This is a genomic window from Paenibacillus sp. 37, from assembly GCF_008386395.1.
GTDB lineage: Bacteria > Bacillota > Bacilli > Paenibacillales > Paenibacillaceae > Paenibacillus > Paenibacillus amylolyticus_B.
In genome coordinates, this window is sequence record NZ_CP043761.1 from 2,430,308 (window position 1) to 2,448,332 (window position 18,025).

Here is an 18,025-nt window from a genome sequence, read left to right on the forward strand (position 1 = left end):
AAACGCAAACAAATTACACACAAAGAGGTCGAAGGGGAGTTGAATGTTTTGAAAAAAATGTGGGTATTGATGCTCGTTACAGTACTGCTGTTGTCCGCATGTTCATCCGGAGGCGGAGGTAAATCCGCTAGTGGTGGTGACGAAAAAACAAACGAAATTACGGTCTGGGCTTGGGACAAAGCTTTTAACGTAGCTGCAATGGAAACAGCAAAAGAAGCATATCAAAAAGCAAATCCTGATGTGAAAATCAACATCATTGAATACGCTCAAGCTGATATCATTCAGAAACTGAACACAGGTCTTAACTCCGGAACTGCCAGCGGTCTTCCAAACGTAGTTCTGATTGAAGACTATCGTTCACAAAGCTTCCTGAATGCATATCCTGATGCGTTCAAAGATCTGTCTTCCAGTATCACGGCTTCCGATTTTGCAGATTACAAACTCGGACCAACAGCGTTTGATGGCAAACAATACGGAGTACCATTTGACTCCGGCGTTGCTGGTTTGTACTACAGAACAGATCTGCTGGAGCAAGCTGGCTACAAAGCAGCTGACCTGCAAGACATCACTTGGGATGACTACATCCAAATTGGTAAAGACGTAAAAGCTAAAACAGGTAAAGAGCTTCTTTCTCTTGACCCGAATGACCTTGGTTTGATTCGTATGATGATCCAAACTGCAGGTAAATGGTATTCCGCAGAAGATGGTAAAACACCTGACATTGCTAATAATGCTGCTCTGAAAGAAGCGTTTATTACTTACAAAGCAATGATGGATGCCAACATTGTTAAATTGCACTCTGACTGGAGTCAATTCGTTGCGAACGCCAATAACGGTAGCGTAGCAACAATTCCTACAGGTAACTGGTTCTCACCATCTGTACGTCAAGAAGCTTCCCAATCCGGTAAATGGGCTGTAGCTCCAATGCCAAAAATGGCTGGTCAACCAAACTCTGTTCACGCATCCAACTTGGGTGGTAGCTCTTGGTATGTTATGAACAACGTTCCTGGTGCAGATCAAGCAGCTGATTTTGTAGCAAAAACATTTGGTTCTGACAAACAATTGTATCAAGATCTGTTGAACAACATCGGCGCAATTGGTACGTACAAACCAGCAGTTGATGGTGACGCGTATGCCAAAGCAGACGAGTACTTCGGCGGACAAAAAATCTTCACAGACTTTGCGAATTGGACGAAAGAAATTCCAAGCGTAAACTATGGTATCAACACATATGCCATTGAAGATATTCTGGTTGTAGAAATGCAAGCATTCCTGAACGGTAAATCAATCGATGACGTTCTGGCTGATGCACAAAAACAAGCTGAAGCACAATTAAACTAAGATACCCAAGGTAACTTATAGAACCCTAGGAAACATCGGAGCCGTCTCCCACGTCCGGCGCAAGTCGAACCGGATATGGCGAGAGGCTCCGTGGGTTCTACCCATGTTCCATGGAGAGAGAGGAGCCATACTGTGAAAGCCATGAATACAGGAGACAGTCTCCAAAAGAAAAATAATTTGACTGGATGGGCTTTTGTTTTGCTGGCTGTTGTCGGGATTGTTGCATTTTACTTCTACCCGATGATTCAAGCGCTGCTCTTATCGTTCAAGTCTGGTGTAGGAGCCAATCTTGAATTTTCGGGCCTTTCTAACTACAAAAGATTGTTAGTTGATACAACATTCCGTACAGCATTATCGAATACTTTTATCTACTTGATTATTCAAGTGCCTGTAATGATTATTCTTGGTTTGTTTATTTCCGTATTGCTGAATGACAGCACACTACGCTTCCGGAGTTTCTTCCGTACAGCGATTTTCTTGCCTTGTGTAACTTCATTGGTAGCGTACTCTGTTGTATTCAAATATTTGTTCGCACCAGATGGAATGGTGAATCAATTCCTGATGGGCTTGCACATTATTGGCGATCCAATTCAATGGATCACAGACCCGTTCTGGGCTAAAATTACGATCATAATCGCCGTTACTTGGCGTTGGACCGGATATAACATGATTTTCTATCTGTCATCCCTGCAAAACATCGATCAATCAATCTATGAAGCTGCAAGAATTGACGGAGCGAATGCTTTTACACAATTCTTCAAAATCACTGTACCTTTGCTTAAACCGATTATCCTTTTCACGTCCATCACATCAACGATTGGTACATTGCAAATCTTCGATGAGATTATGAATATTACCAAAGGTGGTCCAGGTAATGCGACCATGTCGATTTCACAATACATCTACAACCTTTCGTTCAAATATTCACCGGACTTCGGTTATGCAGCAACAGTGTCGTATTCCATCGTAATCTTGATTATTGTATTGTCCATCATCCAGTTTAAAGTGGCAGGTGATAATAAAAATGGCTAAAGCTAAAGCAAAACGGATTTTCACGTATGTGTTCCTATCCATCGTCGCCTTTGTATCCATTTTCCCTTTCTTCTGGATGCTGGTCAGTTCAACGAATGCATCTGTCGATGTAACGAAAGGCAGATTGTTACCGGGTTCAGCTTTCATTGATAACTTCAACAAACTGATTGATTCGACAAATCTGGTACAGGCTCTCGGAAACTCGGCGATTATCTCTGTAGTCTCCACTCTCTTGGCACTGTTTATTGGTTCCATGGCAGGTTATGGTTTCGAGGTATATCGCACGAAGTCTCGTGACATTGTGTTTAATATCCTGTTGTTATCCATGATGATCCCGTTTGCAGCGATCATGGTACCACTGTATCGTATGTTTGCAACAATCTCGGGAGTTGCACCGGTTATCGGAATCAACACGATGGCAGCAGTGATCCTGCCAACCATCGCAACAGCGTTCCTGATCTTTTTCTTCCGTCAGAACACCAAAATGTTCCCGAAAGACTTGCTGGAAGCTGGACGTATTGATGGTTTGAGTGAACTCGGCATCTTCTTGAAGATCTATATGCCAACCATGAAAACAACATATGCAGCGGCAGCAATCATTACATTCATGAGTAGCTGGAACAACTATCTGTGGCCACTCATTGTATTGCAAACACCTGACCAACAAACGATTCCACTGTTGATCTCAAATCTGGGTGCTGGTTATTCTCCGGATTACGGAGTAATCATGACAGCAATCGTGATTGCAACACTGCCTACAGCAATCGTTTTCTTCATCATGCAGAAACATTTTGTTGCAGGTATGGTAGGTTCCGTGAAGTAATGAAAACAGCATAATCCGTGCAAATGACGGATGCAGGAAAGAAGAGAGGGCGCTGTTATGGCGTACCTCTGTCTTTTTTGTTTATGTAAAGCAAAAGGAAATCCAGCGTAAACCTTGAATAAGTCAAACTATAACGTTTTAAAGGGAGAGAGAGCCGATGAAAGCAACAAAGGCAGATATCAACTGGTTGGGGGACGTAAGTGTATTTGAGGTGAACCGTCTTCATGCCTATTCCGATCACCGTTACTACCAAACAATGGACGAGGCTGTAGGTTCAGGCGCGATGTCCATGCGTTATGATCTGAATGGTACGTGGAAATTCAACTATGCAATTCGTCCAGACAGCCGTTCTGAGTTTTTCTATACATCCGATTTTTCCAGTGAAGGCTGGGATGATATTGAAGTTCCGGGGCATATCCAACTTCAAGGATACGGACAGATTCAATATGTAAATACACAATATCCTTGGGATGGCTTGAACGACATTCGTCCACCAGCATTACCACAGGATAAAAATCCGGTTGGAAGTTACATTCGCACATTCCACCTGCCGACAGGTTGGGAGTCGAATCCGGTATATATTTCTTTCCAAGGTGTAGAGTCTGCATTCTATGTATGGCTTAATGGACAATTCGTAGGATACGGGGAGGACAGCTTCACGCCATCTGATTTTGACCTGACACCATTCCTTCAGGATGGAGAGAACAAACTCGCGGTTGAGGTGTATCAACGCAGCACAGGCAGCTGGCTGGAAGACCAGGATTTCTGGCGTTTCTCCGGCATTTTCAGAGATGTGTATCTGTATACCGTCCCGACAGCACACGTACGTGATGTTCATGTTCGCACAGATCTGGACAAGTCCTATACCAACGGTACGTTGCAAGTGGATCTGAAGCTGGAAGGAAAAGCGGTTGCAGGAGCACGTGTAGAGGCTGAACTTCGCGATCGTGAAGGTAATACCGTTAAAACGTTTGAATCCAAAGTTAACGATGGACAAGTAAGTCTTCGGGAAGATATTGGTACAGTGAATCTGTGGAGCGCAGAGATTCCATACTTGTATCGCCTTTATATTCGTGTATATGATGCTGCGGGTACACTGGTTGAGGTTGTTCCTCAAGCCGTTGGTTTCCGTACATTTGAAATGATCGATAAAGTGATGCACATCAACGGTAAACGTATCGTATTCAAAGGTGTGAATCGCCATGAGTTCAACCCGCGTCGTGGACGTGCGGTTACGAAGGAAGATATGCTGTGGGATGTTCGTACGATCAAACAGAACAACATGAATGCCGTACGTACGTCACACTATCCAAACCAAAGTCTTTGGTATGAGTTGTGTGATAAATACGGACTTTATGTTATTGACGAGATGAACCTGGAGACACACGGATCTTGGCAGAAACTTGGCGCCGTTGAGCCTTCATGGGTTATTCCAGGTGACAAACCGGAGTGGCATGATATCGTTATGGACCGCGCTGTATCCATGGTGGAGCGTGACAAAAACCATCCGTCCATTCTGATCTGGTCTTGTGGTAATGAATCACATGGTGGTGAAGTCATCTACAAAGTATCCCAATACTTCAAATCGGCTGATCCAACACGTCTGGTACATTATGAAGGTGTATTCCATGATCGCCGTTTCGATGAAACAAGTGATATGGAGACTCGCATGTATGCCAAACCGGCGGACATTGAGGAATTCCTGAATGCAAACCCGACGAAACCTTATATCAGCTGTGAGTACATGCATGCCATGGGTAACTCTATTGGCGGTATGCACAAGTATACGGAGTTGGAAGACAAATATCCGATGTATCAAGGTGGATTCATCTGGGATTACATCGACCAATCCATTTATAAAAAAGATCGTTACGGCAAAGAGTTCCTCGCTTATGGTGGAGATTTCGGTGATCGTCCATCAGACTATTCGTTCTGTGGCAACGGTATTGTCCATGCTGATCGTAAAGTAACTGCGAAAATGCAGGAGGTTAAATTCCTGTACCAGAACATCAAGCTGTTCCCGGATCGTGAAGGCGTCAAAATCGTAAACGGTAATCTGTTCGCAGATACATCTGTATTGGAACTGGTATACAGCCTGGAGCGTGAGGGACATGAAGTGCTGCGTGGAACATTGGAAGTGAACGTGGATGCGCAAAGCGAGACAGTAGTTAAGCTTCCGCTGGGTACAGAATCCCTGGTGGGCGGCGAGTACGCTGTGAACACCGCATTTGTGTTAAAAGAAGCTACACTGTGGGCTGACAAAGGCGAAGAAGTGGCATTTGGACAGTTTATTTTCACACAGGATCAGGTAAATGATGCAGCCCAGACGGACCTGAACCTTGTAAGTGATGTACAAGTGGTTGAAGGTGACGTTAACATCGGTGTTCGTGCTGGCAAAACGCATGCGCTGTTCTCCAAACAGTTTGGCACACTGGTTTCCCTAAAATTGTCCGGTCGTGAGACCATTGCTGTACCACCTGCACCGCTCTTCTGGCGTGCAATGACGGATAATGACAAAGGAATGGCGATGGGCTTCGAACTGGGTGCCTGGTATGCAGCGAGCCTGATGCCACGTTCTGTAGAGTGGAAAGCGGAACAGAAACCGGATCAATACCGGATCGAGTTCACGTACAAGCTCAACATTTCGGAGGATGTACAAGTGAAAGTGGTCTATACTGTACATGCAGATGGAAGCGTGCGTGTGCATAATACGTACAAAGGTACAGCTGGATTGCCTAACCTGCCAATCCATGCATTGTCCTTCAGAACATCACCTGACTTCGAAAACGTGGAATGGCTCGCGATGGGACCCGAAGAAAACTATGCAGACCGCGCATTTGGCGCACGTCTAGGCATCCATGGCAGCAAGGTAGCTGATACTGTAGCTCCATATCTGGTACCACAGGAATCGGGCAACCGTACTGGCGTTCGTTGGGCCAAATTGACAGACAACGCGGGACGTGGCTTCAAAATTGAGGCATCTGGAACTCCGGTTGAGCTGAATGTATCACCATATACAGCATTTGAGCTGGAGAACGCACAACATGCGTACGAATTGCCTCCTGTGCACTATACGGTCGTGACTGTAGCGGGTAAACAAATGGGTGTCGGCGGTGATGACAGCTGGGGTGCTCCGGTTCATCCGGAATACCTGATCCCTTCGGACGGCGAACTGACATTTGAATTTGTCATTCGTGCACTGTAAGCAGCGCAATCGTTCAGAATAAAGAATATATTTAAATAAAGAACAGAGGTCTTCGCTCGTCGGAGACCTCTGTTTTGTTATGTCTATGAATGGCTTGAGATGTGATCTATGAAACCGTTCTCTCTCCGGCCACGTAATGTAAAAGACAGGAAACATAAGAGGGGGTTCAAGATGAGTAGAAAAGCAAAGACAGGTATATGGGTGACGGTGTTAGTCTTCTTGGGCATCATTGTTGGATGTTTCATATGGTATTTCAATACGGCTTCGGGTGAACGTGCACTCAAAACGATGAGATCCAATAACTCGGGCGGCCTGGAGAGAGTTGTTAAAGTGTACAGTAATAATGGTGAATTGATTCAGACCTATGATGGCAAAATTGACGTGGAAGATACGGAATACGGCAATAAAGTATTATTCGATCTCAATGGGAAACGTGTCGTGATCTACAATGCTACGATTGTTGTTGAAGAGAAGTAAGGCACAATTAAGGAAATGATATAAGGGTCGGGTGAGATTTTTATGGTGGATATGTACCTCATAATCACTGTTGCAATTTTAGGAATGGTTCTGTTCTATAGCTTGATCGCTTATTTCTTGATTCGTTTCATTTCGAAAAAAGCTTTCAAGCTGACGTTAACTAAATATGAAATGATGGAAATTATAACCTGGCTCGCCGTGCTGTTTATTACCTTCATGATGATTAAGAATGGTTCGATTAATCTTCTCTTACCGGTTGTTCTACTTATCATTCCATTGATCAATTTACGACTTTCCAATCGGAAACATAGAGAGCTGAATTAGCATAGCTTCCTGAGTTTGTAATACACAAGAATGATAAACATTAGGAAAGGTTGACGGAGTTTACATCACTAGTCAGCCTTTTTTAGTTTCATTACGAATGTTGAAAATGAACAAGGAGGAGTTTAGGGATGATTCTGGGCCGATCAACGGACACTTCAGGTGTAACGCAAGTTGCCAATCTGTCGGATGAGCTGCAGCCTGTTTTTGATAAAGCAGAAACCAAATACCAAGTAGTTGATATTGAACTCTTCTTTATTTTCAGATGTCTTCCTGAAGAATATGATAGAAGATCCAGCGTTAGGCATGTGAAGAAGGAGAATGTCATCTATTTTGATCTGGTGGTAAGTGAGGATGGGTATAAGACATTAAGCAAAAGCAAACAACGGTATGTGTTAAGCCATGAGTTTTATGCTTTTTTGAGTGAAAAGATTAAGAAATACAAGATTGAACATCTAGATTCAAATGAATTTATCGCAAATATGGGCATGTGGCTGAGGGAGATCGGATGGCTACAGACCGAAGAGGAAGCCGAAATAAGTGATTTTGAAGAAAAATATAACTAACATAATATGTAAACTTAAACAACAAAAAGAAACCCTCTTTCGAGAGCTTCTTTTTCATGGGAGAGGAGAAACCGGACGAAGAGCTTATGGGGAAACGTAAGTCTTCTCCGCGGTTGTCTACGACACTTGTGATGTCGATAATTATAGAATCGCCCGATTGTTTCCTTTTTATACATATGCGTCAACAATTCGTCAACAATTTTCCAAGGGAAATGAAGACCGCACATTTTTCAAACTGAACCCGAGTGTGGTACGATAGTCGTATCAATAAACTTACATAGAGAAAAGGTGACTCGTCAAGTGAGAGTGGTATCTGGGAGTGCAAAAGGCAGGCCGCTGAAGGCTGTTCCTGGCACGGGTACGCGGCCAACCACCGACAAGGTGAAGGAAGCGTTATTTAGCATGGTTGGTCCTTATTTTGAGGGCGGCACAGCATTGGATCTGTTTGCAGGCAGTGGAGGTCTCGGTATTGAGGCGCTGAGCCGCGGCATGGACAAGGCTGTTTTTGTTGATTTGGAATCAAAAAGTATTGAAGTTATCCGCATGAATCTGAAGGCGACCAAGCTGGAAGACCAGGCGGCTGTATATCGTAATGATGCAGGTCGGGCATTGAAGGCACTCGCCAAGCGAGGCACAACGTTTGATCTGGTGTTTCTGGACCCGCCATATCGCATGAAGAACGGGCACGAGTTGATGTTAACCATGCACGAACTGGAACTTCTGGAACCCGAAGCAACCATCGTGCTTGAATATGAATCCAAACATGATTACCCTGAGCAATTCGGCCCGTTTGAACAAACGCGCAAGGCTTTGTATGGGGAGACGGCAGTATCCATCTATTATTATGCGGCAGAAGCAGTTGAAGGTGGAGAATCCATTACACTGGAAGAGGAGGCTCCTCATGACTGAAATGATACATCGACAGGAACGGATCGCCGTATATCCTGGAAGTTTTGATCCCGTAACGATGGGGCATTTGGATATTATCGCCAGAGCGTCGAAGCAATTTGATCGCGTCATTGTGGCTGTGTTGAACAATATGAGCAAAAATCCGCTGTTTACGGTGGAGGAGCGCAAAGAACTGATTACGGAAGTAACCCGCCATTTACCCAATGTGGAGGTGGACAGTTTCCGCGATCTGACAGCCAATTATGTCCGGCAAAAGGAAGCTCAGGTCATCGTTCGTGGTATACGCTCGGTAACTGATTTTGAATACGAGTTGCAATTGGCATCGACCAACAGCAAGTTGAACCCGGATGCGGAAACCATATTTATGATGACAAATCCCAAATATTCCTATTTAAGTTCCAGCATCGTCAAAGAAATCGCTCATTATCATGGAGATGTTACAGATCTTGTCTCACCTGAAGTGGAAGCTGCGCTCCGTCAGAAAATCAGCGAGAAAACCGGCGGTTAAACCAGAAGGTAAGCCCCGATAGACTAACCATGACTGCAAGAAGTAACGCAAGTCCCATGCATGCAGCAGGGAAGATGCTCCAAATGGTGTTGATCGTGTATGTGTTACCTGGACTATGTATGAGTAGCCAACCAAATGGTGTTGAGAGGTCTTGCTCTGCATTCGTCTGTAATGTGGTCCAGACTTCTGTGCTATAACGGCTGAACGGCATCCATAGGAATAGACTGATGAAAAAGGCGATGAATCCATGAGTCAGACGAACTCCAGCAAAGTACAACATCGATTTGCTGCCCGGACCAGTTGTTTTCAGGACAGTAGAGACTTGCAGATGGGAGCATAAACCACCCCATCCAAGAACGGCTGCAAGTAGAGATATGAGCAGCATGGGTGTTAATGAAGTCTGGCTCAAATGATAGGTGCCGAGGTGAAGCTCGAAGAAGGCTGGCCACAGCGCAGCAGAGGACCCGGGAGTCAGATAAAGGGAGACCAACCGGATAAATACGGCAAAACCGATCATGTATCCCCCAGTCATCATTAAGGTCTGCACAGCTTGGGATACGGTGTCACCGAGCAGTTTGCCAAATCCTCTTCCATCACGACGATGGGCTTCTCTGGCTGCAATCATCATATCGGACCATATACTGCGTCGTTTGGACGTTGCGTGGTGGGGTGTAGATGAGCGACTTATGGAACTTACAGGACTTGCAGGGCTTGCAAGCTGAGAATGAAAAGAGTTGTTATCTGCTTGCGCGGCTGTGGAGCCAACCCTGTTTGTCTGGTTACCCGGTGCTGGCAGGAGACGTGTGGCAAGAATGGCAGCAATCCAGCCGCTGATCCAGTGGACCACGAGTAAAAAATATCCGGCCGCTGGCTGGTGGAGAAAAGCAGCACCAACGACCAGTATGATCATCATTGGATTGGCAAAATGAGATGCCGCCGCAAGGACAACCACCTGCTTGGCGGTAATTTGTCTATCCTGAAATAAACGGGATACCACATCTGCTCCTGCGGGGAATCCGCCGCACATGCCAACGGCAATCGCCAGACCTGCGTTGCCTGGGAGTCTGAACCAGCGTTGCATTAACGGTCCGAGCAAGGCGCCGATCGCGTGGGTGAAGCCAAACGCAGTGAGCATTTGGGATAACATGAGGAAAGGGAGCATGGCAGGGAAGATGATTTTCCACCATATATCCAGACCTTGAATAGAGGCGTCAAACGCTTCTTTGGGGGACGCAACTACCGCAATGACCAACATTAAAGCGCCGGTGCTTAGGATTATCGTTCGTAACGGGCCAGAATCTCTAACCTCGCTCTGTAATGTCATCGTTTCACCTCATATCAGATAACGCCGATTTGGCATCTGAATCGTAATGGACGGCCGAATGACGCCCGAAGGGCGGTTCGGCCTTGACCGGACAGGCTATTGTATACAGCGGCCTATCCGGCCTGTACCATTGTATGCACAAGGACCAGAGTGTTAGACTTGAAAAAATGATTAAACAAGATCAGCTGAGTATCTGCATTACAAAGAGCGTGAATCCAACCGGAGAATCGAAGTATTCACAAGGTGGAATTACGATCGCTGATTAGTGTAGAATTCGGCTTGTATAGAGATACAAAGAACGGAGGCTCATGTGATGAATCGGATTCGGAAATCTGGCGGATTCAGAGCTTCGATCTTTGTGATCGTGGTGGCTCTGGTCGTCTATGTTGCTGTGTACATGCCAACGCCGTATATCATATATATGCCTGGCAGTGCAGATGAAGTAAAACCAATGGTAACCGTTAAGGGTGGAGACCAGGAAGAACGCGGTGTGTTCATGATGACGACCGTGTCGGCAACATATGCCAATGTGTTTTTGCTAGGAACCTCTCTGTTCAATAAAAATGCTCAAGTGGATAAAAAGGAAGACCGACTGCGCGGCAAAAGCGAAGCGGAATACTCTGCCGAACAGGTATGGTTCATGAGTGACTCACAATCCTCCGCAATGGAGGCTGCATATGAGCAGGCTGATGTGGCTTACTCTATTGTACCTGAACATATCTTTGTATTTGGACTGTCCGAAGACCCAAAACCGGAAGGAGACATTGCTCCGGGAGATATCATTCTGGGAGTGAACGGAACAGCTACGCCGGATAATACGGTGCTTTCTTCCCAGTTAAAAGATAAAAAGGTCGGAGATACAGTCGAAATGCAACTGGAACGTGGTGGAGAGACCATTAGCCGGGATGTGAAACTGATTCAGGTCAAAGACAATAAAACAGGTGAAACCCGCCCGGGACTCGGTGTAATGATTGGTGCGGTTCAGAAGGTGAAAGCTGAGGACCCGAATAAACAGATTTCCTTCACAGATACTCAGGTGGGGGGTCCGTCTGCGGGCTTGATGTTTACGTTGGAGATCTATAACCAGTTAACACCTGGAGATCTGACCAAAGGGCATCGAATCGCGGGTACAGGTACCATTACCAAAGAGGGTGTTGTGGGTGCCATTGGTGGTGTAGTACACAAGATAGTAGCCGCTGATCGAAAAGAAGCGGAGATCTTCTTTGTACCTAAGGATAACTATAAGGAAGCAGCAGCCAAGGCTGAACAGATCGGCACCAAAATGAAACTTGTGCCTGTGAGCACGGTGGATGATGCGCTGGCTTATTTGAAAACCTTGTCCGTGAAATCATAGGTTATAATCGGGCCGGAAGAGATCGAGCCAACGTTGAACCGGATGGATAAAGAACGGATAAAATCGGAATAATTGATTACAGTGGAATGAAGTGTGATCAAGAGATTTGAGAAGATTAACAGACTCACTAGACCCAAAGGGGTAGAGATACCCAAAAGATCTAAGAGAACAAGAATTAAGATAACAAGAGAAGTTAATAAGGAAATCCCCTTGTTGCGAGGTGCCTGAGCGGCGCGCAACAAGGGGATTTTTTAAGTTGTATAGTTTAGTTTTCAGTAGTCGACATCAATGACCTGTTTGATGATGGAATATAAAGCTCCTTAGGAAATGAAGCTTTGTGGTCCAAAGCGGATTACAGTCTCACAGGCGACTCATAGTAGTCACTGAACATCTTGCGTGTGTCCCTATGCTCGCAAGCGAGCCCATACGCAACCTGAGCTTGTATATCCAGTTCAAGTTGATTGTGTGTGAACGTCGACGGTTTCAGTACAACAGGCAGCGATGCAGTCTTCTTCATTTGTTTAAGCAGGCTCTGCCCTTGAGCATTAAATCCGAGGACTCGGAGATATCCGGGTCCGGCAGCCAATTGCTCTGGTGAACACTCGGCTTTGGTGTGATTCAGGAGCAGGTGTGCGAGCATACGCTGGAGTTTGGTGCGTGTGTATCGTTTGGTCTTCATTGCATTCAGGAGTGCTTCGACTGAAGGTTCCGGGAGCTGAGCGAGTGCACGGATCAGTCGGTGTTCCAGGCCTTCCGTGACTTCGGCGATGCGTTCCAGCTCGGAGGCACGGCGGGTGGCCGCGAGGTGCAACAGCGGCTGTGCAAAGCGCTCCCAGTGTATGGGAGCGCGCCCTTCCTGCCATTCGCGATGCAGAATGGCAAGGGTTGCCGCCGGCACGTATGGCGCGGCGGCGTTGGGTCCGTCCGCCATCAGCAGACGGCGGACGGCTGTGGCACTGGCGATCGCCCCCGGCCCGGGCATCGCCTCATGATACGCGGCACCGGTACGCGCCGCCGTAAAGGGCTGGATCGCACTGCCAAGTCGTTGCAGCGCGATCAGGTAGTGCAGCCCAAGCGAATTGTTGGGCTGCTCCAGCAGTGCAGCGGCGTCGTGAGCATCGACGCCGCCGGGCGCCAGCGCTGCCGCCGCGCCTGCGTACGCGGCGGGGTAGCTGGCGCCTTCCCGCAGGCGGCGCGCGATGTCCTCGCGCATCCCTGCGGGCTCCACAGCCAGCACGCGCGCAATGCGCTGCAGGCTGTCCAGGTCGCCGGACTCGCTGCCAAAGCAGAGCGAGTCCACAACGCCGGTGCGGTGCAGCAGCGATACCGCGCCGAAGGCAAACCACTCGGCCGGTTGGACCGCGTACGCAACCGGCAGTTCAAGCACGAGATCCGCGCCTGCGTGCAGCGCCATCTCGGTGCGCGCCCTTTTACCCACGATGGCGGGTTCGCCACGCTGGAGAAAAGGGCCGCTCATAACTGCGACAACTGCGTCTGCGCCGCTTAGCCGCCGAGCTTCCTGCAAATGATAGACATGTCCATTGTGCAAGGGGTTATATTCAACAATGACGCCTACGGCTCTCATGATTAGACGTACTCCTTTCAATTGGATAACTGAGTATGTATAACATCCATTCCATCATAGGGGATGACATGTATTAGATCAAATCATGCACCTATTCAGACAAGAAAAAGCACAAATCCGACATCAACGGATGTCAGACTGTGCCTGCAAATTTATTGTATATTACAGATTTTTCGATCATCGGAGAACGGCTTCTTCATCTGAATAAATCAGCACGCTTAGACACTTTCCGGCGCGGGAGATAGACTTGCTTTGGGCCCGAAAAATTCATAATGAATGTTGTCCGCTGCAACACCTAGCCCCTGAAGTTCCGTATACACTGCCCGCATGAACGAAACCGGCCCACACAGATAATAGGTGGCATCCAGTTCATCAATCACTTGACGAAGCCAGGTGGCATCCATATAACCTTCCTTATGAAAATACTCATTTTCACGATCAGCATCCTCAGGTTGAGTATAACAATAATAAGCTTTAACGCCCTGATTACGTTTGGCCAGACTGTCCACATAATCACGGAACGCGTGAGATTGACCATTGGGACTTGCATGCAAAAATGTAATGGTGCGATTTTCATTCAAGTTAACCAGCGTATTTAACATACTGATCATGGGCGTTAAGCCAACACCACCACTCAGGAGAACAACAGGCCGTTTATCGTCTGCATTCAGCGTGAAGTCGCCAGCAGGAGCGGATAGCTCCACTAGACTGCCTTCTTCAATGTGATCGTGGAGATACGTGGATATAACTCCGTCAGGGCGCTCTAATACACCTCGCTCACGTTTAACGGAAATGCGATAGTAGGGTTTACCCGGGGTATCTGAAAGGCTATACTGACGAATCTGGGTAAATGACTGTGCCTCTGGTTTGATTTTGATACTGATGTATTGTCCCGGTTCATAACTGGCAATGGGCTGACCATCATCTGGAACGAGGTAAAAGGACGTGATGACTTCACTTTCCTGCACTTTCTTGGCAACCTTGAAGGTACGAAATCCTTCCCAGCCACCCGTCTGGTTTTCCGCTTCTGTATACATGTTCTGTTCGATCCCGATAAAGGCGTCTGCAATGACATTATAGGCTTCACCCCACGCCGTGATAATTTCATCCGTTGCCGCGTCTCCAAGTACATCTTTGATGGCTTGAAGCAGATAGGTGCCAACAATCGCATATTGCTCGGGAACGATACCCAGGCTGCGATGTTTATGTGCAACTTGCCGGACGGCAGGCAGGATGGAGGACAGATTATCGATATGCAGGGCAGCGGTGTATACCATATTGGCGAGGGCGGCTTGCTGTCGTCCTTGTTTCTGATTTGCGTGATTGAAAATATTCAGTAGTTCCGGATGAGCTGTGAACATCGTTTCATAGAAATGGCGTGTGATCGCTTCGCCGTGGACTTCAAGTACGGGTACTGTAGATTTAATCACTCTAATGGTGTGCTCGCTTAACATACATTTTCCCTCCCGATATGATATGAAATAGTTGGATAATAAATCGGTCATGGAGCTGATCGTGTTTCGGTTTATAGCAAGTATAGATAGGGGACAAGCGGGTCTGTGTGATATAGATCACACTAAACGTTAACGAAATGTGACCGGTGTTTGCAAGGAACTACAACTAAAATGACGACTTGTGATTTATCTTGAAGTGAGTCTATAATAGACCAGATGGAGTAAACGTCTGTGCGGTCAGTGTTTTTAAAAAGGGTGTAAAGTTAAAAGTGTTGACAAACGTCTTGAAAAATCGGTATAATGATTTTTGTTTGTTAAGTCAATTTCATAATACTTTTAACGAAGATTCGTCAGAATACATACAGTCAGGATTTAGCTTTACAAAAGCAGGCTTGACCTGTATAACTGTCGTGAAACGTTTGATACGAATTATGAAATTGGTTTCGTTTGGAGTGATGGAAATGTTAATGCCATTTCGCAAAGTGGCTACCAGTGATGGTCCCCTGAAGTTTAACGAACAGTGGGAGATTAAGGAACTGGTTTCTAACCGACAAGATATCACAGCCGTTACCCCGCTGACTGCGGACTTATCTGCAGAATTCAGAGAAGGTGACGTTGTGGATGTTCATGGCAAGCTGACTGTAGGAGTGGACATGTTGTGCTCCCGTTGTCTTAAGCCAATCAATGAACATTTTCATATTGATTTTCATGAGCAATTCAAGCAGGGAAAACAGCCAAAGGAATTACACGAAGACGATGATACGCTCTATGTGGATGGAGATAGCGTTGATCTGAAGGGTTATGCCGAGGAAGCTTTTCTGCTGGATCTTCCGTTTATACCGCTATGTAGCGATACATGCAAAGGGTTATGCCCTAAGTGTGGCCATGAGCTGAACGAAGGTGACTGTGGTTGTGATAACGAGGTTATCGATCCGCGGCTTGCAGGGCTCAAGGATTTTTTTAAATGAGCATGATTGAAAATCGAACATTTTAAGACTACCTGCAAAGGTTGATTTTGATAAGGAGGTGGGAATAATGGCAGTACCTCAACGGAGAACGTCCAAGACGCGTCGCGACAAACGTCGCACTCACTTTAAATTGGCTGTACCGGGTATGGTGAAATGTGAACAATGTGGCGAACTTAAACTTAGTCACCACGTGTGCAAAGTGTGCGGAACGTACAAAGCAAGAGAGATCATCTCTCAATAATAGTTTGACATTAAGTAGCACTTCATTTCGATGAGGTGCTACTTTTTTTGGATTAGAGAGTGCAGGTAGAGTGAGCTAACAAGCATGAAATCCTTGCACCAGAAGGGTGAATTGTTTTTGTTAGGCCAGTCTTTCTTTTTGACACGGGATGAGATATACTATAGTTTAGTACCAGGTTCTAAGATTTGACGTTACATATAGATGAACCATAATCCGTTTGAGAACGACCCTGGTGACCAGGGATGCAACTATAGAAGCAACACGAAAGAATGGTTGAACTGGCCGGACGGGACGGTTCCGTAAACGATACAGCGGGGGGTGTCAGGCATCGAACGTGTACCGAAAAGACAGAGGCAACAGCAGTTAACCAAAATGATAGAAGAGAACCCGTTTGTGACGGATCAGGAACTTACACGCCAATTGAAGGTGAGTATTCAGACGATTCGTCTTGACAGGCTGGAACTTGGAATACCCGAACTTCGGGAGCGGATGAAACTGATGGCAGAGCTCTCGTATGATCAGGTACGCTCGTTGCCCTTGCATGAGATTATCGGTGATATTGTGGATCTGCAACTGGATAAGAGCGGGATTTCCCTGTTTGAGATTAAGGAAGAACACGTGTTTTCCAGAACAGGGATTGCACGCGGACACTATGTCTTTGCACAGGCTAACTCCTTGGCTGTAGCCATTATTAATGACGAGATCGCGTTGACTGCATCAGCAGACATTCGCTTTGTCCGTTCGGTTCATTTGGGAGAGAAATGTATTGCAAAGGCTTATGTGAGATCGATTCCGGGTCAAAAGGGCAAAGCCAAAGTGGAAGTATTCACTTATGTAGGTGAAGAAATGGTGTTTCAAGGCAACTTTGTAATCTACCATTCAGGTGGAGAAGACAGCGGAGAAGGAGGTCATTTGGAATGAAAATCGTCATTGATGCCATGGGAGGTGACAATGCACCTGCATCAACGGTAGAAGGTGCGATTGCCGCAGCCACGGAATGGGCGGATACACAGATCGTCCTGATCGGCGATGAAGCCAAGCTGGAGCCTCTTTTGAGTCAGTCAGGTGTGAGACCTGCTAATCTTACGGTCCGGCATGCTTCCGAAGTTATTGGTTCGGATGATGAACCCGTCAAAGCAGTGCGTCGCAAAAAGGATGCCTCCATGGTGGTCGCAGGCCGCATGCTGAAAGAGGGCGAAGCGGACGCGATGATCTCGGCGGGCAATACTGGAGCTTTGATGACAGCGGGTTTGCTTGTTGTAGGTCGCATGGAAGGCATTGAACGTCCGGCGCTTGCACCTATGATTCCAACGATTGATGATGTAGGTGTGCTTGCGCTGGATCTTGGAGCGAATATGGATGCCAAACCGGAGCACCTTGCACAATATGGTCTGATGGGCAGTTTGTATCGGCAAAAAGTACAGGGCATTGAGTCCCCGCGAGTGGGCTTGCTTAATGTAGGAACAGAGCCAGGCAAGGGAAATGAGTTAACCAAACATGCATACCCTTTACTGGAACAACTCCCAATTCGTTTTGTCGGTAATGTTGAGGCACGTGATGTGCTGACTGGTGCTTGTGATGTGCTTGTATGTGACGGTTTTGCAGGGAATATCCTGCTGAAGTCGCTGGAAGGCACAGCAGGTGCCATTTTCGCCTTGCTTAAGGAACAATTTTCATCTTCTCTCAAAAGTAAACTGGCTGCAGCTGTACTAATGCCTGAGCTGCGTGGGTTGAAACGAAAGCTGGATTATACGGAGCATGGCGGAGCGCCACTCCTCGGTTTGAGCAGACTGGTTGTGAAAAGTCATGGATCTGCTGATGGCAATGCCATCAAAAATGCTGTGCGCCAAGCTCGGATTGCAGTGCAGAATCAGCTGGTAGAGAGCATATCTAAGGAAATTAGCGGGAAGTGAGTGA

At 46.6% G+C, this 18,025-nt stretch carries 16 protein-coding genes; 13 read left to right on the top strand and 3 right to left on the bottom strand.

The genetic code is table 11. The annotated features are described in order from the left end of the window. The first annotated feature begins 57 nt into the window (after nucleotides 1–57). The 8 genes from F0220_RS10935 to coaD all read left to right on the top strand — a co-directional run bounded on the left by F0220_RS10935 (nucleotide 58) and on the right by coaD (nucleotide 9,182). Nucleotides 58–1,341: an extracellular solute-binding protein gene (locus F0220_RS10935; RefSeq protein WP_223199980.1), complete on the top strand. Its 1,284-nt coding sequence runs from the start codon at nucleotides 58–60 to the stop codon at nucleotides 1,339–1,341. A 141-nt stretch (nucleotides 1,342–1,482) separates the two neighbouring features. Continuing rightward, nucleotides 1,483–2,373, top strand: a complete 891-nt coding sequence (locus F0220_RS10940) for a carbohydrate ABC transporter permease (protein WP_036610887.1) — start codon at nucleotides 1,483–1,485, stop codon at nucleotides 2,371–2,373. Then, nucleotides 2,366–3,196, top strand: coding sequence for a carbohydrate ABC transporter permease (locus tag F0220_RS10945; RefSeq protein ID WP_036609483.1), 831 nt, complete (start codon nucleotides 2,366–2,368; stop codon nucleotides 3,194–3,196). The genes F0220_RS10940 and F0220_RS10945 overlap by 8 nt, the downstream gene beginning before the upstream one ends. Before the next feature lie 157 nt (nucleotides 3,197–3,353). Next, entirely contained in the window at nucleotides 3,354–6,401 is a 3,048-nt protein-coding gene (locus F0220_RS10950; protein WP_105598184.1) for a beta-galactosidase, LacZ type, read from the top strand. Between the two features lie 171 nt (nucleotides 6,402–6,572). After that, nucleotides 6,573–6,878 (top strand): hypothetical protein, encoded by a 306-nt coding sequence (locus tag F0220_RS10955; RefSeq protein ID WP_062833752.1) that lies wholly within the window; start codon nucleotides 6,573–6,575, stop codon nucleotides 6,876–6,878. Nucleotides 6,879–7,330: 452 nt separating this feature from the next. Beyond that, nucleotides 7,331–7,765: an Imm44 family immunity protein gene (locus tag F0220_RS10960; protein ID WP_105598186.1), complete on the top strand. Its 435-nt coding sequence runs from the start codon at nucleotides 7,331–7,333 to the stop codon at nucleotides 7,763–7,765. 300 nt (nucleotides 7,766–8,065) lie between these two features. Beyond that, on the top strand, nucleotides 8,066–8,674 hold the full coding sequence (rsmD, locus tag F0220_RS10970; RefSeq protein ID WP_091017351.1) for a 16S rRNA (guanine(966)-N(2))-methyltransferase RsmD: 609 nt from the start codon (nucleotides 8,066–8,068) through the stop codon (nucleotides 8,672–8,674). Nucleotide 8,675: 1 nt separating this feature from the next. Then, the gene (gene coaD, locus F0220_RS10975) at nucleotides 8,676–9,182 is read left to right on the top strand and encodes a pantetheine-phosphate adenylyltransferase (RefSeq protein WP_085981453.1); all 507 of its coding nucleotides are present in this window, start codon (nucleotides 8,676–8,678) and stop codon (nucleotides 9,180–9,182) included. Here the strand turns inward: coaD and F0220_RS10980 are convergent. Continuing rightward, on the bottom strand, nucleotides 9,160–10,506 hold the full coding sequence (locus tag F0220_RS10980) for a nucleoside recognition domain-containing protein (protein WP_105598187.1): 1,347 nt from the start codon (nucleotides 10,504–10,506) through the stop codon (nucleotides 9,160–9,162). The genes coaD and F0220_RS10980 overlap by 23 nt on opposite strands. Nucleotides 10,507–10,819: 313 nt before the next feature. Between F0220_RS10980 and F0220_RS10985 the strand changes: the two genes are divergently transcribed. Beyond that, complete coding sequence (locus tag F0220_RS10985; protein ID WP_105598188.1) at nucleotides 10,820–11,860, top strand: SepM family pheromone-processing serine protease; 1,041 nt, start codon at nucleotides 10,820–10,822, stop codon at nucleotides 11,858–11,860. A 352-nt stretch (nucleotides 11,861–12,212) separates the two neighbouring features. Here F0220_RS10985 and F0220_RS10990 read toward each other — a convergent pair whose 3' ends face one another. After that, nucleotides 12,213–13,445, bottom strand: a complete 1,233-nt coding sequence (locus F0220_RS10990) for a nucleotidyltransferase (protein WP_105598189.1) — start codon at nucleotides 13,443–13,445, stop codon at nucleotides 12,213–12,215. Nucleotides 13,446–13,663: 218 nt separating this feature from the next. Further along, complete coding sequence (gene hmpA, locus F0220_RS10995) at nucleotides 13,664–14,899, bottom strand: NO-inducible flavohemoprotein (RefSeq protein ID WP_149846513.1); 1,236 nt, start codon at nucleotides 14,897–14,899, stop codon at nucleotides 13,664–13,666. Nucleotides 14,900–15,360: 461 nt separating this feature from the next. Between hmpA and F0220_RS11000 the strand changes: the two genes are divergently transcribed. From F0220_RS11000 to plsX, 4 genes are all read left to right on the top strand, one after another. Continuing rightward, on the top strand, nucleotides 15,361–15,867 hold the full coding sequence (locus tag F0220_RS11000) for a YceD family protein (RefSeq protein WP_047842456.1): 507 nt from the start codon (nucleotides 15,361–15,363) through the stop codon (nucleotides 15,865–15,867). Between the two features lie 67 nt (nucleotides 15,868–15,934). After that, on the top strand, nucleotides 15,935–16,108 hold the full coding sequence (gene rpmF / locus F0220_RS11005) for a 50S ribosomal protein L32 (protein ID WP_017689233.1): 174 nt from the start codon (nucleotides 15,935–15,937) through the stop codon (nucleotides 16,106–16,108). A gap of 372 nt (nucleotides 16,109–16,480) precedes the next feature. Then, entirely contained in the window at nucleotides 16,481–17,029 is a 549-nt protein-coding gene (gene fapR / locus F0220_RS11010; RefSeq protein ID WP_047842457.1) for a transcription factor FapR, read from the top strand. Beyond that, nucleotides 17,026–18,021, top strand: a complete 996-nt coding sequence (gene plsX / locus F0220_RS11015; protein WP_017689231.1) for a phosphate acyltransferase PlsX — start codon at nucleotides 17,026–17,028, stop codon at nucleotides 18,019–18,021. The genes fapR and plsX overlap by 4 nt, the downstream gene beginning before the upstream one ends. The last annotated feature ends 4 nt before the right edge of the window (nucleotides 18,022–18,025 follow it).